Consider the following 21046-nt stretch of genomic DNA (forward strand, 5'->3'; position numbering starts at 1 on the left):
CCTTAATTAAACTGGGGTTGCGCTTACGGTGTCGCCCGATTGAAGCTGTAGGGCATCAGCTATTGCTTGCGATAAAATAAGGCTGCTTGCACGCTCATCAAAGCTAAGCGCTGCAACCGTTGCACGGTAGTTTTCTAACTCGCCGTTAGCGAGCAGTACCATGGTATCGCCTGACGCTTCGCCTATTTCTACTTTAAAGTCTTTCGCATTACGAATTGTGGCAATGTTATCTACTTTTGCTTCTACTGTTGGGCCCGCATCAAAAATATCCACGTAACCGTTGAAGGTAAACCCTTCATTTTTTAATAGCTCGATAGCTGGGCGCGTGTTGTCGTGTACTTTACCAATCACCGCTTGCGCATCTTTGCTTAGCAAGTTTACGTAAATTGGGTATTTTGGCATTAGCTCAGCAATAAACACTTTTTGGCCTATACCTGTTAGGTAATCGGCGGTTGGAAAGTCCATTGAAAAAAAGTGCTCTTCTAGCCACTGCCAAAACGGGCTGCTGCCATTTTCGTCAGACACGCCACGCATTTCTGCTATTACTGTTTGTGCAAAACGCTGCTCATGTTGTTTTATAAACATAAAGCGCGCTTTTGAAAGAAGTTTACCGTTACAGTTTTTACGGTATCCATCTTTCAAAAATAAGGTACATAGTTCTGTTGCGCCGGTGTAGTCGTTACATAGGGTTAAAATATCAACCGCTTTGTATACATCGAGCGTGCGTGATGAATGAATCACTTTACTTAAGTGGTAATGATAAAACGCATCATCAAGCCCTACTGCAGCTTCAATAGCTGAAGTACCCACTACTTCACCGGTTTCGGTATCTTCAAGAACAAACAGGTAGCCTTCGTCACCAGGTTGTGACGTTTGTTTAGCAAATGAACTTACAGAATGGTCAATTTTCTTTTGCAGTAGCTCTTCGTTTAACGGCAAAGATGTAAAACCATGGCCCGATTCGTGGGCAATTTTTAATAACGCTGCGTAATCATTTTGCTGGATTGGGCGAAGGATCATCATGAGTCCGCTTGCTCCCTTATCAATAACGGTAAATAGAATATGCAGGGCAAGCAGGCTTGCCCTTAATAAGGTGGTTTAACGCGCTTAAGCGTTTACTACGCTTGCGACTGCTTTTTCAAAACGCACCATACCTTCGCGAATATCCGCTTCGGTGATTACTAACGATGGCGTAAAGCGTACTACATCAGCACCCGCTACAAGCGACATAAGTCCTTGCTCGGTAGCTGCTACTAAAAACTCTTTTGCACGGCCTTTGTATTGCTCGTTAACGGCTGCACCAATTAATAAACCTTGGCCACGAATTTCGCTAAATACATTGTATTTTTCGTTTACCGCGTTAAGAAGCTCGTTAAATAATGCCGCTTTTTCTTTTACACCCGCTAGTACTTCAGGGGTATTTACAGTGTCAAATGCGGCTTCGGCTACGGCACATGCCAAAGGGTTACCACCGTAAGTAGAACCATGAGTACCTACTTTTAAGTGCTGTGCAATCTCGGTAGTAGTTAGCATAGCGCCAATTGGGAAACCGCCGCCAAGTGCTTTAGCTGATGTTAAAATATCAGGCACTACGTTTAAACCTTGGTATGCGTATAGCTCACCAGTACGGCCGACACCTGTTTGTACTTCATCAAAAATAAGTAGTGCATTGTGTTTAGTACATAACTCGCGCACGCCTTGTGCAAATTCGTCAGTTGGCGAAATAATACCGCCTTCACCTTGCAGTGGCTCCATCATTACTGCACATGTTTTGTCGCTAATTAGCGCTTCAAATGCAGCTAGGTCGTTGTAATCACAATGTACGATATCGCCAGGCTTAGGACCAAAACCATCTGAGTATGCAGCTTGGCCGCCTACGGTTACGGTAAAGAAAGTACGACCGTGAAAGCCTTTGTTAAATGAGATAATTTGTGATTTTTCAGCACCAAATTTATCCAGTGCAAAACGACGTGCTAATTTAAGTGCCGCTTCGTTTGCTTCTGCGCCTGAGTTTGCAAAGTAAACTTTTTCTGCAAAGGTCGCATCGACCATTTTTTTAGCTAAACGTAGCGCAGGCTCGTTAGTCATTACATTTGATAGGTGCCAAATTTTTTCGCCTTGCTCTTTTAACGCACCTACTAATGCAGGGTGGCAATGGCCCAGACAGTTAACAGCAATACCACCGGCAAAGTCGATAAATTCTTTACCTTGTTGATCCCATACGCGAGAGCCTTCGCCTCGAACAGGAATAACGCTTGAAGGCGCGTAGTTAGGAACCATTACGTGATCAAATAATTCGCGATTGACTGTCATTTTTTTTCCTCTTAATTGTGAGCAACACAAAACATCAAAATAGGTGTTTGGTTATAAATGTAACCAAGATATTTACGCACTAAATAGCAAAAGGTTGAGCGTAAAACTGCCTTGTGGTTCAATTTTCAGGCGCTCATTATTTCAGATATTTGTGGTGCTGTCTCGTTAAAAACTTTCATGCAGGCCTTTAAAATAAAGGCCTTGGGATATTATTTCATAGATAGTGAATAACTATTTGCATAGAAAATAAATGTCACTTTTTAAGAGTTATGCCCCTGTGCAGTGAGTCGCGCCTTACATTAAGTGCTTAAAGTAAGGGGTACTTATGAAGATGTTAATGAATGAATAGTCGCAAAAAAATTAACAAAAAATTCAATAGTTAATGAAAATTTGCCGCCACCAGCCGCAAATTACCGATATAAGGACCAGCCAATAAGCTGCTTTTTAGTCAATTTGAATAGCTAGGTTGGTAAAATTGCTTGTTTCGAGGACTTTTAGCTCATTTTTAGTGAAGCCGTGATACGAAAACCACGCATGTATTTCATCTTGCTCAATAAGTTGATGTTGTTTTAGGTTTAAGTATTGCGAATAGCATCGCGCTTTTAGCATGACCTCACTCATGGGGAAAACATCACTACTTTGCTCAACACCATGAGCAAGTTGCGCCATCACGTGATTAAACGGTAAAGCCTTAAAAGCCATTTTGCGGATTACTTTAGCACTTAACGCAAGCGACTTAGTGCTTAACAACGTAGTTAAAAATAACGGATCGGGCTTTAATTCCATCAAGGCCGTGTGTAAGTCTTTTTGTTGTGCCTCGCGTGCTATTTGCACCTTGCGTTGCCATACCTGTTCAAACGTTTTTAAGTACAAGCGCACTAAAGCTATGCGCCCTACATCTATTAGCATGCCCAGTGTAAAAGCATGTATAGGGTTTACATCATTCAGCTCTGCAATTTTTTGTGCCGCTATTGCATTAGCCATGGCAGCATCACGAAGGCGGCGCTTTAATAATGGAAATGGCTCGGTACTATGTGGCATCCAGTGGCGCACAGCAAAAGTGGGGATAACTAATTGCAGGTTATCAAGCCCAATATAACGCAGTGCAAGTGCGGGGCTGTCTACTTTTACTGAGGTACTTTTACTTCGTTGTTTTCGATAGTAAGGCAGGTTTACTAATGACACTAATTCACGGCCAAGCCAGCTAGAATCATTTACCAATGGCTCTAAACGCCCCACACTTGCCGACTTAGCCGCTAGTATATCTAGCATGGTGGCCACGTTATCTTCTATACCTATGGTGTTTTGAATAACAGCATCCATATCTTCTAATTGCTTAAATATGGCTGTTTCAATTACTTTATGAAGTTGTTTACTCGCTTGTGCTCGGTACTTGTGATGCGCAGTACTACTTTGCTGGCGTTTATGCTGTGCGGCAACTTCTACTTCTAATAAAGTGCGCTGCTTTATGGGTTCACCATAATCAATTTCTAGCGTATGAATAAAGCCAATTTGTTGATGTGCAAAGCTATGGCCAAGCAGCAAATCGTGAGCACGCTGGTCAAGCATGGAGGCTATTCGCTTTTGCGACGCAAGTTCAGTCATAAAGTCCATTCAGTAAAGTGTTACCATTCGGTGGTTACTGTAAGGTTAGAAGCGAGATAAAAAGTTAGCAAGCAATTCGAGCCCTTGAGTAGTTAAAATAGCCTCAGGATGAAATTGTACGCCTTCAAGAGCAAGCTCTGTGTGAAGTAGCCCCATAATTTCGTCAAACTCACCTTGCTCGGTTTGGCTCCACGCAGTAGTGGCTAATTCACTTGGTAAACTGTGTTTTTCGACCACCAGCGAGTGATAACGACACACAGTAAGCGGGTTTTCTAAACCGGTAAATACCCCTTTATTATTATGAACAATAGGTGAGGTTTTACCATGCATAACTTGCTTAGCACGTATAACCTTGCCTCCTAGCGCTTGCGCTATGGTTTGATGCCCTAAGCAGATCCCCAAAATAGGGTAAATGCCTTTTAGTTGCTCAACGACATTGAGTGACACACCCGCTTCGTTTGGCGTACAAGGCCCCGGAGAAATAACAATATGCTTGGGGTTAAGTTGCTTAATTTGCGCAACCGATATTTCGTCATTACGCTTTACCAGCACCTCTTGGTTTAAGCGCTGAAAATATTGTACTAGGTTATAAGTAAACGAATCGTAGTTGTCGATCATCAACAGCATTACACAACGACCTTATTTAAAATGGAGTGCCCTTTGCTCACATGTGTGGCTTGTATAATGAGCAGTATAAGCATTTATAATGCCTATTCTATCACTAATAATTCCCCAACATACATTAGCAAAACACCTTAAAAACTTACGCCTTTAGCTAAAAACACTTCAAATTCGTTTGCAGGTATTGGCCGGCTTAACAAGTACCCTTGAATTAGGTCGCAGTTATACTCTTTTAGTTTTTCAAGTTGGGCATGCTCTTCTACGCCTTCGGCGATAATATCGAGCCCTAAGTTTTTAGCTAATTGGCAAATACTCAACACTAAAGCCTGATCGCGTGTGTCAGTGGCCATATTGCGCACAAACGACTGATCTATTTTTAATTTATTAACTGGAAAACGCTGTAAGTAACCCAGCGACGAATAGCCCGTTCCAAAGTCATCAATTGATAAGCTAATACCCAGTGTACTCAGCGCCTGCAGTACTGAAATACCAAACTCTTCATCGTCCATAATGGCGGTTTCGGTAATTTCTAGCTCAATTAAATGCGCGGGCACGTTAAAATGCGCCAACCGCTGTTTTATGCTTTGCACAAAGCCTTGCTGTGTAAATTGCCTTGCAGATATATTAATAGCCAAGCGGATATTTAAGTTTTGCTGATGCCATTTTTTAGCTTGGGCAAAGGCACTATCAAGTATCCATTCGCCTAATGGCAATATAAACCCGCTGTGTTCGGCAATAGGAATAAACTGCGCCGGAGAGACAAACTTCCCATCATCAAACCACCTAATTAAACATTCGCAGCTGTTTATGGTTTGCGATTTAAGGTGCATTTTAGGCTGAAAATAAAGCTCAAACTGCTGCTTTTCAATGGCGGTATCAAGACGCCGAGCAATATGCAGCTGCTGGGCATGCTTAACTCCGCTTTCGGTATCAAAATAAGCGTAGGGAATATTACGTTTTACCGCTTCTTCTAAGGCAATATTGGCGTGCAATAGAAGCGTTTCATAGTCATTACTGGTTGGGTAGCGTGTTACACCACAGTTAAAGCTCATACGCATTTCACCGTACGGTGTGCTAATAGCTTGGCTTAAACGGCTTTGTACGCCTTTGAGTAAGTCATCTAGGGTTGTTGAGCAATCTTGCTCGGTATAAATAACCACAAAGTTAGCATCGGCAATGTGGTAGAAGGTCAGTTTGTTTTTGCTTTTTAACTGCTGAGAAAATTTATTAGCGCTGCGCGATAAGTGCATAGCAAAGGCATTTATACACTCGTTAGCCCCCGATAAACCATATTGCTCAAGCAATAGCTTAAAGTGGCTTACATCAATCAGCATTAAACTAAAAGGTTGCTCAAGCGAAATTAGCTCATTGGTGTATGTTTCTAAACTGGCTTGGTTAGGCAACTTTGAATACGGATGGTGAAAGGCTAAATACTCTAATGAGCGCTCTGCCTCAAATTGCTCTGTTACATCGCGTATGTGTATATCAAAGGCATCTATTTCTTGCAGCCAATGTATTTGGTAAGTGAGGTAATGGTTATCTAGCTGTGTATAAAAGCGCTCAACATGACTAGCCGACTGCTTAGTGTCTATTAGTTGCTGCTTTATATTAGGGCTTAGTAATGCAATGGGCGTGCTGTGTTTATCGCTTACATACGCTTTATGCATAGCAATAGCGGCAGGGTTACAGTAGTTAAGCTCAAGGTTGGCGCTTAAACTCACAATTGGGTTAGGGTTGCGCGTTGGAAATAGCGCTAAACGTTCGTTACGGGTACTAAGTTTTATAAATTTAGATGCGTAACGCCCTGTATAAATGCTTACCAGCACTATGGCAAACGTAAACAAAAACACAATATTGACTGTGGTGTGCAGGTTGCTTTCGGTGTCTGTGTAGCCGCTATCAACTGCATTTGAAATAATCGTTTCTGCATTTGTTAAGTGCCCCATCACTTGGGCTTGCAGTTCAGTGAGTTGCTCTAGTTGTTCTCTGGCTAAATCCCAACTAGTGCTGCTGCTTGATAGGTTTTCGTGTAATTTAAGTGCTAAGTCTAAACCACTTTTAAACTCATCACTTAAGCTGCTTTCTAACGCTAATGTGCTGTAGTTGTGATCTAGGTTTTTTATTAGCGCAAGTATACGTACATGGTTTTCTAAAAAGTCGATTAAATAAAGTTCACGCTTACTCGTTGCGTAATACTCATATAATAAGCGCTCTTGCTTTACTAGGTAGGTTTCGATTAATCGAATATCGCGCAGCGCCGGAATTTGTTGTTCCATTAAGGTCGATGAGGTGCGCTTAATGGTTTCTGCCTGATAATAAACCATCGCAGACAGTACACAGCCTACCAGCACAATACCGATATAAAATTGCTTAGCCTTACTGGCAAATTTATTAGTGAATATTTTCATATAAACGCTTGCTTTGACCCTAAAATATTAACAACTAATTTTAAAACGTAATTATATACGATCAATAAAAGCACTATTGTTTATATTTAGTTATAAAAAAGGGTGTACAAACGTTAATCAGGCGGGCGCAAAAGAAAAAGCCGGCGAGTATGCCGGCCTTAATGATACCAATCCACAATAATACTTAGTCATTTTTAGGGGCTAAACGTGTCGCTATCTGCGTTAAAAAATTCTCATTTAGAACAACTAAATAGCGAATTTCTTGCCTTGCTATCAACACGCTTTTCCATCCTCAAAATAGATCACTTAATTATGCGGATTGGTATAATTTATTGTACAGAAATAACAACTTTACCCATGGCTTGGCCACTTGCTAAGCGGTCATGCGCTTTAGCTGCGTCTTCTAAACTAAAGTCTTGTTCGTCAAGTACAGGGCGCATACCGCCTGCTTCAACAATTTGTGCAAGTTTAGTAAGTTTGTCGCCGTGGTCTTGACGGTTAAAGTCGTGGATCATTGGAATAAGCATAAAGATTACGTTTAACGATAACCCTTTAAAGTGTACAGGGCTTAAATCCACCTCTAATAAAGAGAGCGTTGTAGATACCTGAGCATTTAGCTTTGCTGCAGCAAATGAGTTAGTCAGGTTACCGCCACCTACGGTGTCAAACACCATGTCAAAGCCCGCATTATTAGTGTGCTTTTCAACATACTGCTCTACGGTTTCGTCTTTAAAGTTTATGCCTGTAGCGCCAAAGCTTTCTATTAGTGCTAGTTGCTCTGCATTACCGCCCGTTGAGTAAACATCAGCGCCAAAATGCTTAGCTAGTTGTACTGCTAAATGGCCTACGCCACCTGCGCCGCCGTGCACTAATACTTTTTGCCCTGCATTTACACTTGCACGTGTTAAGCCTTCAAGTGCTGTAATACCTACAAGTGGAATAGCGGCTGCTTCTTTCATGCTTAGGTTTTTAGGTTTGTGAGCGATTAAGCGCTTATCAGCAAGAATAAACTCAGCAAGTGTACCGGGTAAATCGCCTAGGCCACCAGCACAACCATATACTTCATCACCTACTGCAAAGTCTGTTACGCCTTCGCCAACAGCTTCAACGGTGCCTGCAAAGTCCATCCCTAAAATGCCCGGTAATTCTGGAGCAAAGGGCAAGTCAGCACCCATTTGACGAATCATCATATCAATTGTATTTACGCTTGTTGCCGCTATACGAACTAACACATTACCTGCTGTTACTTGTGGTTTTGCAACCTCTGTTGCTACAAATTCTTCAGTGCCACCAAAATTATTAATTATCATTGCTTTCATGGGTATTGCCTCTGTTATCTGTTGATAAGTCATTATGTAGTGAAGTTTCATTGTAGACACCCGCTTTACAAATGATAATAAGGCTAAATAAACAATCAGTTTCAAAATAATATTGATAATAGTGTTTAGGTATCTCCCATCCTTTTTAAAAATAGGGATTAAGGCAAACCCTACCCAGTCGTTGCGCTATACCCATTTAGGTTTGCTGTGGTTGATTTATGGTTGTGTAAACCCCAGAGTAATAAATGAAAAGGTAGTAATTCACTTAAATAACTCATTTATCCTACTAAGGAGCGACTATGTTAGGCGAAGACCACTCACTGACCAATGACTTTCCACAGTACCTAAATACCATTGCAGAGCTAAATAAAAACGATACAGAATTTGCCAAAAAGGCAGATAAATACGACAAGCTAGATAAAGAAATACGCACTTTAGAGCTTAAAGATGCGCCCATTAGCGACGAGCAAATGAATCAGCTAAAGCATGAGCGTTCAGAATTAAAAGACTGGTTATACGAGCGTTTACAGCAAGAGTAATATTGCACAAAAAAAAGAGTTCACCGTTAGGTGAACTCTTTGACGATCAACAAAGGGTAAAACATTTAAAGCACATATGGGCTTTATAAAAAACGACTAGGTCTTATTAGGCATGAGTAAAATTTTTCGCATTAATAGCCCACTAGCTATCAACATTTAGCTGAGTAAGCAGGCTATCTAACGTATCAACTAACTGTTGATTTTTATCCGGGTTGAGCGCATCTGGATGCGGCGGTGCAAAGCGCTCTGCATCGTTATCGAAATAAAGGCCAGTGGCATCTTTAAATTCGTCACTTAATGCAGCGCGGCAAAAAATATCGGCGCCTAGTTTTAAGTCGCCACCAGCAAGCCCGTAGGCATCTTTTACCATTTTACTACCTAGTAACGACTTAGGATTTACTGCAACGACTAATGGCCCGTTACCTTTAAGTGCTAAACCTAAGTGACGCGACCACATAGTGATAGCCAATTTGCTTTGCGCGTAAGCTGCGCTATCTGACAGTGGCTTTTTGCCCACTAACGAGTCAAAGTTAACGCTGGTTTGTGCAGCCGATGACACGTTAACCACACGTGATTGCGTGTTCATTACAGGCAGTAACGCTTTAGTAAGTAAATAAGGCGCTAACGTATTAACTGCAAAACGTGCATCTAGCCCATCTACAGTGGTGATATTAGGCAATTTATATACACCGGCGTTATTAATAAGTACATCGAGTGTTTTATTCGCGTTTTGTAAGTCGGCTAACACTGACTGAGCTAATGTGTTTACTTGCGCCATATCGCTTAAATCAGCAATGTAGGTCGCTGTGCTTGCTTGCGGGTAATCAGCGTTTAGGCTTGCTTGTACAGCCTTTAACTTGTCTTGGTTGCGCCCGTGCAATAATACAGTATGCCCTTGCGCTAACAACATTTTAGCGGTCTCTAGGCCAATACCGTCGGTGGCACCGGTTAATAAAATTGTTTTTTTCATGTTGATCAATCCTTCTCTATTAAGACTAGCCCATTGCATTAATGCCAAATTACACAGGCATTAACTCACTGCTATTTGTTTATATTAGCACCCCTTTTAACGACTAATAATTAGTGACTCAGTAGAATCAGTTTATAGAATTAATTGATAAACCTAGGCACCTTTATTAAGTAGGCATAGCACTGTGCCTTTGCTAGGGCGAATTTTAAGCGTTTATTTGAAATAACGAGCAATCATAACTATTGTTTTTAAATTACCTTAATAGTAGTATTTATCATATAAATACACTTTTCGAGAAAACACATGAAAGTTTTAGTTACAGGCGGTATGGGTTATATAGGTAGCCACACATGTATTGCCCTTCATGAGGCAGGCATTACCCCGGTTATTTACGACAACTTATCTAACGCAAGCCCCCGTGTGCTTGATCAACTCGAAAAAATTACCGGTACTCGTTTTGAGTTTATTTTAGGTGACATTCAAGACGAGCAGCAGTTTAAACTTGCCCTTAAACACAGCAAGGCAGAGGCTGTATTTCACTTTGCAGCGCTTAAAGCGGTAGGTGAATCAACCGAGCAACCACTGCGTTATTACCAAAACAATGTGTCAGGCACATTAAGCATGCTACAAAACATGCAAGAGGTAGGCGTAAACCATATTATATTTAGCTCATCAGCCACTGTGTATGGCGAGCCAGATTACCTCCCTATTGATGAAAAGCACCCTATACGCGCTACTAACCCTTACGGTTGGACCAAAGTTATGGTTGAACAAGCCATGCAAGACGTATGTAAGGCTAACAGCAAATTTATGGGTATAGCGCTTCGTTACTTTAACCCAGTAGGTGCTCACCCAAGCGGTTTATTAGGCGAAAGCCCAAATGGTATTCCAAATAATTTAATGCCTTTTATTGCCCAAACTGCGGTAGGCAAACGTGAAGTGGTTAATATTTTTGGTGACGACTACGACACTAAAGATGGCACTGGCGTGCGCGACTATATTCACGTTTTAGATTTAGCTAAAGGCCATGTAGCAGCCTTTATGCAGCACAAAACAGATACTGCCTTTCATGCCTATAACCTAGGCACAGGGCAAGGTTATTCAGTACTTGATATGATCAACGCTTTTAGCGCATCAGCCAATAAAGATATTCCTTATAAAATTGCACCGCGCCGTGCAGGCGATATTGCCTGTAATTACGCCGATGCCACAAAAGCGCAAACCACACTTAACTGGCACGCAGAACTAACACTGAGCGACATGACAAACGATACATGGCGCTGGCAAACTAATTACCCAAGTGGGTTGGAGAGTTAACATGGCTTTATTAGAAAGTACTCACAGACGTAAAAACCCGCTAACGGGGCGTTGGGTATTAGTATCACCGCATCGTAATAATCGCCCGTGGTTAGGCGCAACAGAAGCAGTAAACGAAAGCGTACTGCCAAAACACGATGAAAGCTGCCCACTTTGCCCAGGTAACACCCGTGCAAATGGCGATAGCAATCCAGATTACAAATACACCCATGTATTTAAAAATGACTTTGGCGCTCTGACACCTAATGAAAGCGAGCAAACGCAAAGCTTAGCGTCAGACAGCGATTTATTTATTGCTGATGAAGCAAGTGGCGAATGCCGTGTTATTTGTTTTTCGCCAGAACATAATAAAACGCTGCCAGAGCTTGAGCACGATGCCTTACACGAAGTCGTAAAAACCTGGAAAGACAACTACACAGAACTTGCACAGCACTATGAATGTGTTCAGGTATTTGAAAATAAAGGCGAGATAATGGGTTGCTCGCAACCTCACCCCCATGGCCAAGTATGGGCTCACTCGCACTTATCAACCGAAATAGAAGCCGAAGATACCCAACAGCTTGCTTATTATAAAAAGCATGGCAGCGCAATGCTTGCCGATTACGTGCAAAAAGAGCAAGCAGATAAAACCCGCGTCGTATTTGAAAACGAGCACTGGCTTGTTGTAGTGCCATTTTGGGCAGCATGGCCGTTTGAAACACTGCTTGTAACTAAAGATAACATTCAAAACTTTAGCCAGCTAAACGATGCGCAAACAGACGCCCTAGCACAGGCACTAAAAGTATTAACGACTAAATACGACAACGTATTTAATTGTAGCTTCCCGTATTCTATGGGGTGGCACAATGCCCCCGCTAATCGAGGCTCTGATGAGCAACATTGGCGCTTACATGCTCATTTTTACCCGCCGCTACTTCGCTCTGCTACCGTGAAAAAACACATGGTTGGCTACGAAATGCTAGGCGAAAGCCAGCGCGATTTAAGCGCAGAAACAGCTGCCTCTATTTTACAAGCAGCCAGTACCACACACTACAAAAAAACAGCAGGACACACAGATGACGCTTAACGATTTTAAACAACACTTTTTATCACTGTACGGTGCGCCTGCTCAAGGTATTGCTGCTGCACCTGGGCGTGTAAACCTCATTGGCGAATTTACCGATTACAATGACGGCTTTGTATTTCCGTGCTCGTTAGAGTTTCGTACTCAAGTTATGTTTAAAGAGCGCGACGACAACATAATTACCGTGCATTCGTTAAATTACCCAGGCGAAAAAGACAGCTTTAGTGTTGATGAAGACATCAGTGAAGGACAATCGCAATGGGGCAACTATATTCGTGCCGTGGCATTTGTATTAAAGCGTGCAGGCCACACTTTACGTGGCGCCGATTTACTTATTGACAGTAACTTACCACAAGGCAGTGGTTTATCGTCATCGGCCGCATTAGAAGTAGCCATTGGTGGTATGTTTAACCATATTGCACAACTAGGTTTAAGCGAAGAAAAAATTGCATTACTAGGCCAAGAGGCCGAAAACGACTTTATGCATTGCCAATCGGGCATTATGGATCAGCTTATTTCGGCAAAAGGCGAAAACGGTCATGCCCTTTTAATTGACTGTGAAAACCTAGCCACTGAGTCTGTAAAAGTACCGGATGATTTAAACATTGTTATTGTTAACTCTAACTACCCACGTAAGTTAGTAGATAGCGAATACAACCAACGTCGTGTTGACTGTGAGCAAGCAGCTGCAAAAATGAACGTAGCTACACTTCGTAAAGCCACTATGGCTACGCTTGAAGCAACAAAAGATGCATTAAGCGAAAACGAGTACAAACGTGCACACCACGTAATTAGCGAAAATGAGCGTGTAATTGCAGCAACTAAAGCGCTGCAAAATAACGACATTGATACGCTGCGCGAGCTAATGGCGGCATCGCACCAATCGCTTAAACATTACTTTGAAGTAACCGTGCCAGCGACCGACGGCCTAGTCGAAATTTGTAAAGAAGCCATGGGCGAACGCGGTGCAGTACGTATGACCGGCGGCGGCTTTGGCGGTGCGATTGTATGCTTATGCCGTGATGCAGAAGTCCCCCTTATTAAAGCAGCGGTTGAACAGCACTACTTTGAACGCTTTAACTTAAATGCCGACATTTACGTATGTTCAGCAGGTTCAGGATTACAAATTACGTCTTTTTAAACATCATTAAGGAATAAGCATGGCAAAGGTTAATTGGGGTATTATTGGGTGTGGCAATATTGCTCACACCTTTGCTAAAAGCATTACGCATTGCGCCAATGCTCAGCTTATTGGCGCAGCATCTACAAGCGAGCAGCGCGCAAATGAATTTGCCACACACTATTGTATTAAAGGCTATGAGAGCTACCAAGCTCTTATGCAATGCCCACACATTGACGCCATTTATATTGCCAATACCCACGAGCAACACTTTAAAACCATTGCGCAATGCTTAATGCACAATAAGCATGTACTCAGCGAAAAACCCATTACGGTTAATGCACAGCAACTCACTACCCTTAGCCAGTTAGCCGAGCACCAAAACTGCTTTTTAATGGAAGGTGTATGGATGCGCTTTTTACCTGCCATAGTAAAACTGCAACAGCTATTAAGTGAGGGCGTAATAGGCAAAGTACACAGTGTGAATGCCAACTTTAGCTTAGCGGGCAACTTTGCTGACTCGCACCGCTTAATGAACCCAGCGACCGCAGGTGGCGCATTGCTTGATTTAGGTATTTACCCTATATCAATTGCCGATGTGGTATTTAATAAAGCCCCTGAGCAAATTAAATCATTAGTACATAAAAGCACAACTGGCGTAGATGAGCGCAGTGTAACCCTTATAAATTACGGCCAAGGGCAATTTGCACAGCTTAGTAGCGCATTACAACAAAGTGGCCCTACCGAAGCCTTTGTTTTAGGGGAGCACGGATATATTCGCATTGCTGACTTTGTCGGTGCGCAGTCGTTAGAGCTTCATTTAAACGCACAACAAGTGCAGCATTTTGATTTTAGCTTTAATGACGATGAAAACTTTAAATTTGAAATTGCTCACGTTAGCGAATGTATTTTACAACAACAAACACAAAGCAATGTATTACCACTGAGTACCAGCCTGCGGGTAATGCACATAATGGATACGCTTCGTGCGCAGTGGCAGCTTAAATACAGTGATAGCGTTGAAACCCATGAGCTAGGTTAATAATAAAAAATACACACAACAAGGATACACAATGACAAGCACACACACTTTAAAGGCGCTTTCAAAAGCCTTGCTGCTAGCGACTGGCTGCTTAACAGCAAGTACTGTTTTTGCAGCTCAAAAAACGCCTGAGCAACTCTACCCACCTTTAACCAGCGAAGTACTTCCTGAGCTTGCTGCTAAAGGGAATTACAGCGTTGGCGTACAAACGCTTGATTTAGTAAATCCCGCACAGTTTGACCCTGCAACCCAAACTCAAAAAGATCGCCCCTTAAAGGTAGAAGTGTGGTACCCGGCAGCAAACAGTTCAAACGCACCCTTAACCAGCTACAGCGACATAACCCGTACAGGTAAAGGGTTTACCTTACAAGCTGATGCCATGCGCGATGTAGCTATAAATAACAAAGAGCACTATCCCGTTATTGTGCTCTCGCACGGGTATACCGGCTATCGTACAATTATGTATTACTTGGGCGAACATTTAGCATCGCACGGATACATTGTGGCAGCCATAGATCATACCGACTCAACCAATGCCGATGTTGATTTTAAAAATGCGCCGTTTTCGGGCTTTTTTAGTACCCTTATTAACCGCTCACGCGATCAGCAATTTGTACTTAACTACTTTAATGAACAAAACAACTTTGCCAGCAAGCAAGTAGATAACAAAAACGCAGGCGTAATTGGTTACTCTATGGGTGGTTTTGGCGCAGTTAATACGATTGGTGGCTGTTATGATTTTAACGAGCAAACTACCGCCATGTTTACCGGTATAAAAGACCCTGCACAAATTAAGCAAGTACAGCAATTACTCAATAGCTGTGCTGGTGGGCAATATAAAAACCCACAAGTAGATACACGCATAAAAGCTATGGTGGCCTTTGCGCCTTGGGGCGGGCAACATAACTTATTTAATGCCAGTGCTATGCAAAACATAAAAGTGCCTTCGCTTTATGTAGCGGGCAGCTTAGACGATATATCCGGCTATGAAGGTATTAAACACCTTTATGACCAAACGGGCAGCAAAGATAAGTACATGCTTACCTACAAAAACGCCCGCCATAATATTGCGCCGCACCCTGCGCCTGCTATTGCCAAACGTAGCAGCGAGTTAGATATAGGCCATTACTACGAGCCATCGTGGTCAATGCGCACCCTAAACGAGACCAACAAACACTTTGTACTTGCTATGATGGATTGCCATGTAAAAGGCATTGCAAGCCAATGTGAATACCTAGACTTACCACAAAACGGCGACCAAGCTATTGTTGATGGTAAGCCACTGCCACAATGGCACGGGTTTGATAATCGTTTTTCTACAGGTATGGATTGGCAACAAGCTAAACCACACACCAAGTAATATTAAGCTTTAAGCGGCTATTTTTATAAATAGCCGCACTCGGACTTAAAATAATGCTGCTATAAACACCTGTTATTTAAAAGAGTTAGCAAATAAAAACAGTATGTTTGTTTTTTAAACGGCTATTTTAAGAAAAAATCGTTGCCATTAATCTTAGTTAAAGGCAATCTAGTCATATATAAGATAAGATAAATAACATAAATATCATGTCCAAATACATACTCTCAATTGATCAAGGAACCACAAGCTCTCGGGCCATCTTGTTTACAAAAGATGCAGACGTTTTTGGTACAGCACAGCAAGAATTTTCGCAGCATTTTCCGCAAAATGGCTGGGTAGAACACGACCCTAACGATATTTGGCAAACCGTGCTAAGTACCAGCCGCAAAGTGCTAGCCGATAAAAACGTAAAGCCTGAAGAAATTATTGCCATTGGTATCACCAACCAACGTGAAACCACCTTAGTGTGGAACAAAAAAACCGGCAAACCAATTTATAACGCCATTGTGTGGCAAGACCGCCGCACCAGCGATTACTGCGAAAGCCTAAGCACTGACGAGCTTTGCCAAACCATAAGCGATAAAACCGGCTTACTACTAGACCCGTATTTTTCGGCTACTAAAGTACGCTGGATTTTAGACAACGTAGAAGGCGCACGCGAACAAGCCCTTGCAGGCGAACTGGCTTTTGGCACCGTTGATACCTATTTACTTTGGCACCTAACGGGTGGCAAAGAGCACCGTACCGATGCAACTAACGCATCACGCACTATGTTATTTAATATCCATACTCAGCAATGGGATCAAGAGTTACTCGATTTATTCGAAATTCCTGAATCTATGCTGCCGCAAGTAATGGACTCAGCCGACGAATTTGGCTCAACCAGCGACGATATTTTTGGCGCGCCAATACGTGTATGTGGTATTGCCGGCGACCAACAAGCAGCCCTTGTGGGCCACGCATGTTTTGAACAAGGCATGGCGAAAAGCACCTATGGTACGGGCTGTTTTTTAATGCTTAATACCGGCGAAAAAGCGCTTACCTCTGAAAACCGCTTACTGACTACGGTTGCTTATAGATTAAATGGTAAGCCTACTTACGCCATTGAAGGCAGTATTTTTATGGCAGGCGCCACTATGCAGTGGATTGTTGAAGGCTTAAAACTATTAAGCCATGCCGGCGAGAGCGAATCGTTAGTAAAAGATGTACCGCTCGACCATGGGGTATTTTTAGTGCCTTCGTTTACAGGTTTAGGTGCGCCGTATTGGGACCCAAATGCACGGGGCGCTATTTTAGGTTTAACGCGCGACTCAGGCATTAGCACCATTGTGGCTGCGGCGTTGCAATCGGTTGGATATCAAACCAAAGACTTACAAAAAGCAATGGAGCGTGATGGCTTACGCCCAAGTGTGTTAAGGGTTGATGGCGGTATGGTTAAAAATAACTGGGTACTTGCCTTTTTATCAAACATTTTAGGCGCAACCGTAGAGCGCCCAACAGTGACCGAAACCACCTCTTTAGGCGTAGCATACTTAGCAGGCCTACAAACCGGTGTGTATGAGTCAACGGAGCAATTAGCAAAAATGTGGACCTGTGACCGTCGCTTTGAGCCAGTAATGAGCGCTGACGAGCGTAATGATTTATACGCAAAATGGCAGCACTGTGTAGCGCAAGTGCGTTTATCTAGTGACGATTGCCAACAGCAATAAAAACTAGCCGCTAATAAAGTTGGCGGCTTATCAAACATAAACAAAGTCAGCTAAATAGCGCGTTGTACGCTGTATGTTTTAAAAAGATCAGGATTAAAAATTAACACGCAAAAAGCGCGGTTATCTATTGTCAAATAAGAACCGCCGCTTTATGATGTTATATGTCTTATTTATATTACAAATAAAAAGGTTAGCTCGGTGGAATTAGCAGATAACGAATACGACTTACTTGTCGTCGGTGGCGGTGTAAACGGCACTGGAATAGCAGCTGATGCAGCAGGCAGAGGATTAAAGGTGCTTTTGTGCGAACAATCAGACCTTGCCAGTGCAACGTCTTCAAATAGTTCTAAGCTGATCCACGGCGGTTTACGCTACCTTGAGCATTACGAATTTAGATTAGTAAAAGAAGCACTTGCAGAGCGTGAAGTGCTGCTTAAAAATGCCCCGCACATTATGTGGCCGCTCACCTTTAGGCTACCGCACCAATCGCACCTACGCCCAGCATGGATGATCCGCATTGGCTTATTTATGTACGACAACCTAGCTAAGCGCGAAACACTTGCTGGTTCGCGTGGCATTACGTTTGGTGAAAACAGCGTATTAGAACCTTCAATTACAAAAGGGTTTGAATACTCAGATGGCTGGGTTGATGACTCTCGTTTAGTTATTTTAAACGCCCTAGCCGCTCAAGATAAAGGCGCGACCATTGCTACGCAAACCAAGTGTGTCAGTGCAAAACGCATTGATAACCAATGGCAGGTAACGCTTGAGCAACCGCAAACTAAGTCGCAACAGACGATTAAAGCCAAAGGCATTGTAAATGCCGCAGGTCCGTGGGTTGCTAAACTATTTGACGAAGCCCTGATAGAAAAGTCACCTCAAAATATTCGCCTTGTAAAAGGCAGCCACATTGTAGTGCCGCGAATTCACGATGAAAAACAAGCATATATTTTACAAAATAAAGATCAGCGTATTGTGTTTGTTATACCGTTTGAAGATGATTACTCACTGGTAGGCACCACCGATGTTGAACACAAAGGCGCAGCGCAAGATGTGAAAATCAGCAATGAAGAAATCGACTACTTAATTAATATTACTAACAGCTACTTTAAAAACCACATTAAGCGCGAAGACATAGTACATACCTTTTCGGGTGTGCGCCCACTGCTTGATGACGAGTCAGTTAATGCACAAAAAGTAACGCGAGATTACAAGTTAGAGCTATCAAGCGAAGGCAAACACACACCCCTGTTAAGTGTGTTTGGTGGTAAAATTACTACCTACCGTAAACTTGCCGAAGCTGCGGTGAATAAACTTGAAGAGTTTTACCCGCAAATGAGTGCAGCATGGACTAAACACAGCGCACTGCCTGGTGGCGATTTTAGCTCGGTAGAAGCACTCACTAATGAGCTTAAAACGGCTTATAGTTGGTTACCAGAGATCACTCTTAAACGTTTTGTACGTACCTACGGGACTCGTGCAAAATTAATTTTAGGCAATGCAACCCAGCTAAGTGATTTAGGCCAAGACTTTGGCCATGGCTTATTTGCAGCAGAAGTCGATTACTTACTAAACGAAGAATGGGCGGGCAACGCTTACAATATTTTATGGCGCAGAAGTAAATTAGGCCTGCGTTTTAATGACGCGCAAGTGGCCACGCTTAATCATTATATTGCGCAAAACCAAGGGGCTAAAACAGCCTGACAGCAGGCTACAGCCAATTTCCCCCTTACTTAATTTAAGAACTAGCCCCCAATAATTGCACAATCAATATTAGGGGCTTTTTTATATTTACTTGGTTTTATTACTATTAAATAAGTAGTTAAAACCACTTAACGTAGCCTCTTTCACGTCAAACTCTAAACATTGCACACCAATGCAATTTAACGCATGGGTAAAACAGGTATTTAGTTGCTCTGTGCCAATAACCACCACTTTAGAGTTATTCACTAATTGCCATTCGCTGGCATGGCGTGCTGCGCGTACATCACTACCTATTAACACGCCCGACAAATACGCCTTGGCTTGCACGGGGGTTAGCTCTTTTGAAAGCTGGCGCGTACGGACACTAAAAATACCATGCGCCAAATTACCGCTGTCACTGCCTAGGGTAAGTTCACAACCTTGCTCAAAGGCATGCCAATCAAACTCCCCTGCCTCACAATCGTTAGGAATAAGTACACTTTGATGGCATAGCAAGTCGTATAATTCGCCCGTCATTGCGGTTTTAAAACAGATAATATGGCCATCTTTTAACAGCACCCATTTAGTATGGGTACCGGGTAAACAAATGAGTACCTCACCGTGCTGATAGGTCGGATTTTGTTTTAAAAACCCTAAAATTTGCAGTTCTTCGCCGCGCATTACATCAAATAAATTGTTTTTTAATGTACACTTTGTGCCAGGCAAGGCACTGACTTTATTACCTGCGCAATCAAAGTTAATTGCGCCACTGAGTAGGCTTTCGGGGTTTATAGGGCACGCCAAATAAGGGGTCTCTTTCCAGCCAATACTTGAGGTGATTTGCCCAGCCATATAAATAGGTAAAACGCCGTATTCACTGGTCCATGGTGCAACGACACCAATTAAAGTGTGTTCAAAATTTTGTTTATCTCTAATCACACCTGGGCCGTCGCGCTGAGCAATTAGCGTTAATTGCCCTGTGGTATTTACGCTGCATAAATAAGCGCGTAAATGACTCGTGCCCCAATCTACGGCTATAAAAAGGTTTAAGTGCTGCAACTTAGAGCCTCCCACCGTCAATTTTAATGCCTTGACCTGTGATCATACTGCTTTCGTCGGCAGCTAAAAAAAGTGCCAAGTTAGCCACATCTTCAGGGGTTACTAACTTTTTAAGTGCCATGGCTTCCATCCACTTCACTTGCTCTTCTTTAGTAAACCAACTGGCTAATTGGCGGTCGGTGGCAACCCAACCCGGCAAGATAGCATTTACTCTTATGCCAAACTCACCATAATCGCGAGCAAGTGCCTTAGTCATGCCGATTAAGCCAGCCTTTGCTGTAACATAACCCGCCATTTGCGGCTGCCCCATAATGGCATTGATAGAGCTAAAATTAATAATACTCCCCGCGCCTTCGCTTTTCATAAAAGACATAGCAACTTGCGAGGCAAAAAACGCCGGATTTAAGTTAATTTGTAGGCATTGGTCCCAATCTTGGACAGTAACATCTTCACTGGCTTGGCGGCGGTCGTTGGCTACATTGTTTACCAGAACATTGATAGCCCCTAGTTCAGCGCATGCATCTACCAAAGATTGCTGCAAAGCATTTGAGTCGGTAACATCAACCTGTCTAAACCATAATTTAGCGTTAGGCAATGAGGCAATAAGAGATTGAGCAGCGTCGTTATTAATATCTATAAAGGCTATTTTGGCAGACTGAGCGGCAAATGCTTTTACCATTGCTCGGCCAATGCCTGAAGCCCCCCCAGTAATAAAAACAACTTTGCCAGAAATACTGGGGTACTGAGCGTGATTATTCAAATGCGTTTCTCCATAATACAAACTGCTTCTCTTAGTACTTATAATTATTTGCTAAAGAGATTACTATTACAGCTGTGTTAAAATACTTGCCTTTAGCAAAGTTTATAACATATCCTTTCGTACATTAATATGATATATGATATATAATAAAGCAATAA

General features: G+C 42.5%; 17 protein-coding genes. 8 read left to right on the top strand and 9 right to left on the bottom strand.

Going from position 1 to position 21046, the window contains the following annotated elements; translation table 11 throughout:
* Nucleotides 1-6 precede the first annotated feature (6 nt).
* From astA to AN391_RS11955, 6 genes are all read right to left on the bottom strand, one after another.
* Nucleotides 7-1023, bottom strand: coding sequence for an arginine N-succinyltransferase (gene astA / locus AN391_RS11930; protein WP_055015601.1), 1017 nt, complete (start codon nucleotides 1021-1023; stop codon nucleotides 7-9).
* Between the two features lie 84 nt (nucleotides 1024-1107).
* Nucleotides 1108-2313, bottom strand: a complete 1206-nt coding sequence (locus AN391_RS11935; protein ID WP_055015602.1) for an aspartate aminotransferase family protein — start codon at nucleotides 2311-2313, stop codon at nucleotides 1108-1110.
* Nucleotides 2314-2757: 444 nt separating this feature from the next.
* On the bottom strand, nucleotides 2758-3918 hold the full coding sequence (locus AN391_RS11940; RefSeq protein WP_055015603.1) for an HDOD domain-containing protein: 1161 nt from the start codon (nucleotides 3916-3918) through the stop codon (nucleotides 2758-2760).
* 45 nt (nucleotides 3919-3963) lie between these two features.
* Nucleotides 3964-4545, bottom strand: a complete 582-nt coding sequence (locus AN391_RS11945; protein WP_055015604.1) for an aminodeoxychorismate/anthranilate synthase component II — start codon at nucleotides 4543-4545, stop codon at nucleotides 3964-3966.
* A 128-nt stretch (nucleotides 4546-4673) separates the two neighbouring features.
* A complete protein-coding gene (locus tag AN391_RS11950) occupies nucleotides 4674-6947 on the bottom strand; it encodes a bifunctional diguanylate cyclase/phosphodiesterase (RefSeq protein ID WP_055015605.1) in 2274 nt (757 codons plus the stop codon).
* A gap of 329 nt (nucleotides 6948-7276) precedes the next feature.
* Nucleotides 7277-8266, bottom strand: coding sequence for a zinc-dependent alcohol dehydrogenase family protein (locus tag AN391_RS11955; protein ID WP_055015606.1), 990 nt, complete (start codon nucleotides 8264-8266; stop codon nucleotides 7277-7279).
* A gap of 299 nt (nucleotides 8267-8565) precedes the next feature.
* Between AN391_RS11955 and AN391_RS11960 the strand changes: the two genes are divergently transcribed.
* Nucleotides 8566-8805 carry a YdcH family protein gene (locus tag AN391_RS11960; RefSeq protein WP_055015607.1) on the top strand — a complete coding sequence of 80 codons (240 nt, stop codon included), beginning with the start codon at nucleotides 8566-8568 and terminating at the stop codon, nucleotides 8803-8805.
* A gap of 142 nt (nucleotides 8806-8947) precedes the next feature.
* On the opposite strand, the gene AN391_RS11965 is transcribed toward AN391_RS11960, so the two are convergent.
* Nucleotides 8948-9775: an SDR family NAD(P)-dependent oxidoreductase gene (locus tag AN391_RS11965; protein ID WP_055015608.1), complete on the bottom strand. Its 828-nt coding sequence runs from the start codon at nucleotides 9773-9775 to the stop codon at nucleotides 8948-8950.
* A 303-nt stretch (nucleotides 9776-10078) separates the two neighbouring features.
* Here AN391_RS11965 and galE point away from each other — a divergent pair, with 303 nt between their 5' ends.
* The 7 genes from galE to glpD all read left to right on the top strand — a co-directional run bounded on the left by galE (nucleotide 10079) and on the right by glpD (nucleotide 19090).
* Nucleotides 10079-11092, top strand: coding sequence for a UDP-glucose 4-epimerase GalE (gene galE, locus AN391_RS11970; protein ID WP_055015609.1), 1014 nt, complete (start codon nucleotides 10079-10081; stop codon nucleotides 11090-11092).
* Between the two features lies 1 nt (nucleotide 11093).
* Nucleotides 11094-12158, top strand: coding sequence for a UDP-glucose--hexose-1-phosphate uridylyltransferase (locus AN391_RS11975; protein WP_055015610.1), 1065 nt, complete (start codon nucleotides 11094-11096; stop codon nucleotides 12156-12158).
* Entirely contained in the window at nucleotides 12148-13296 is a 1149-nt protein-coding gene (galK, locus tag AN391_RS11980) for a galactokinase (RefSeq protein WP_055015611.1), read from the top strand. Before AN391_RS11975 ends, galK begins: the two co-directional genes overlap by 11 nt.
* A 19-nt stretch (nucleotides 13297-13315) precedes the next feature.
* Complete coding sequence (locus tag AN391_RS11985; RefSeq protein ID WP_055015612.1) at nucleotides 13316-14317, top strand: Gfo/Idh/MocA family protein; 1002 nt, start codon at nucleotides 13316-13318, stop codon at nucleotides 14315-14317.
* A 31-nt stretch (nucleotides 14318-14348) separates the two neighbouring features.
* A complete protein-coding gene (locus AN391_RS11990; RefSeq protein WP_055015613.1) occupies nucleotides 14349-15677 on the top strand; it encodes a dienelactone hydrolase family protein in 1329 nt (442 codons plus the stop codon).
* A 206-nt stretch (nucleotides 15678-15883) separates the two neighbouring features.
* Nucleotides 15884-17386 (top strand): glycerol kinase GlpK, encoded by a 1503-nt coding sequence (gene glpK, locus AN391_RS11995; RefSeq protein WP_055015614.1) that lies wholly within the window; start codon nucleotides 15884-15886, stop codon nucleotides 17384-17386.
* A 198-nt stretch (nucleotides 17387-17584) separates the two neighbouring features.
* Nucleotides 17585-19090, top strand: a complete 1506-nt coding sequence (gene glpD / locus AN391_RS12000; protein WP_055015615.1) for a glycerol-3-phosphate dehydrogenase — start codon at nucleotides 17585-17587, stop codon at nucleotides 19088-19090.
* Between the two features lie 87 nt (nucleotides 19091-19177).
* On the opposite strand, the gene AN391_RS12005 is transcribed toward glpD, so the two are convergent.
* Together AN391_RS12005 and AN391_RS12010 are read right to left on the bottom strand one after the other, a co-directional pair.
* Nucleotides 19178-20128 carry a 2-dehydro-3-deoxygalactonokinase gene (locus AN391_RS12005; RefSeq protein ID WP_055015616.1) on the bottom strand — a complete coding sequence of 317 codons (951 nt, stop codon included), beginning with the start codon at nucleotides 20126-20128 and terminating at the stop codon, nucleotides 19178-19180.
* Nucleotide 20129: 1 nt separating this feature from the next.
* Nucleotides 20130-20888, bottom strand: coding sequence for an SDR family NAD(P)-dependent oxidoreductase (locus AN391_RS12010; protein ID WP_055015617.1), 759 nt, complete (start codon nucleotides 20886-20888; stop codon nucleotides 20130-20132).
* Nucleotides 20889-21046 lie beyond the last annotated feature (158 nt).

The organism is Pseudoalteromonas sp. P1-13-1a (genome assembly GCF_001401875.1).
Classification (GTDB): Bacteria; Pseudomonadota; Gammaproteobacteria; order Enterobacterales; family Alteromonadaceae; genus Pseudoalteromonas.

Excerpts from the sequence above, each read along its gene's own strand:
- astA (WP_055015601.1), bottom strand. The coding sequence starts at position 1,023 with ATGATGATCCTTCGCCCAATCCAGCAAAATGATTACGCAGCGTTATTA.
- AN391_RS11935 (WP_055015602.1), bottom strand. The coding sequence starts at position 2,313 with ATGACAGTCAATCGCGAATTATTTGATCACGTAATGGTTCCTAACTAC.
- AN391_RS11940 (WP_055015603.1), bottom strand. The coding sequence starts at position 3,918 with ATGACTGAACTTGCGTCGCAAAAGCGAATAGCCTCCATGCTTGACCAG.
- AN391_RS11945 (WP_055015604.1), bottom strand. The coding sequence starts at position 4,545 with ATGCTGTTGATGATCGACAACTACGATTCGTTTACTTATAACCTAGTA.
- AN391_RS11950 (WP_055015605.1), bottom strand. The coding sequence starts at position 6,947 with ATGAAAATATTCACTAATAAATTTGCCAGTAAGGCTAAGCAATTTTAT.
- AN391_RS11955 (WP_055015606.1), bottom strand. The coding sequence starts at position 8,266 with ATGAAAGCAATGATAATTAATAATTTTGGTGGCACTGAAGAATTTGTA.
- AN391_RS11960 (WP_055015607.1), top strand. The coding sequence starts at position 8,566 with ATGTTAGGCGAAGACCACTCACTGACCAATGACTTTCCACAGTACCTA.
- AN391_RS11965 (WP_055015608.1), bottom strand. The coding sequence starts at position 9,775 with ATGAAAAAAACAATTTTATTAACCGGTGCCACCGACGGTATTGGCCTA.
- galE (WP_055015609.1), top strand. The coding sequence starts at position 10,079 with ATGAAAGTTTTAGTTACAGGCGGTATGGGTTATATAGGTAGCCACACA.
- AN391_RS11975 (WP_055015610.1), top strand. The coding sequence starts at position 11,094 with ATGGCTTTATTAGAAAGTACTCACAGACGTAAAAACCCGCTAACGGGG.
- galK (WP_055015611.1), top strand. The coding sequence starts at position 12,148 with ATGACGCTTAACGATTTTAAACAACACTTTTTATCACTGTACGGTGCG.
- AN391_RS11985 (WP_055015612.1), top strand. The coding sequence starts at position 13,316 with ATGGCAAAGGTTAATTGGGGTATTATTGGGTGTGGCAATATTGCTCAC.
- AN391_RS11990 (WP_055015613.1), top strand. The coding sequence starts at position 14,349 with ATGACAAGCACACACACTTTAAAGGCGCTTTCAAAAGCCTTGCTGCTA.
- glpK (WP_055015614.1), top strand. The coding sequence starts at position 15,884 with ATGTCCAAATACATACTCTCAATTGATCAAGGAACCACAAGCTCTCGG.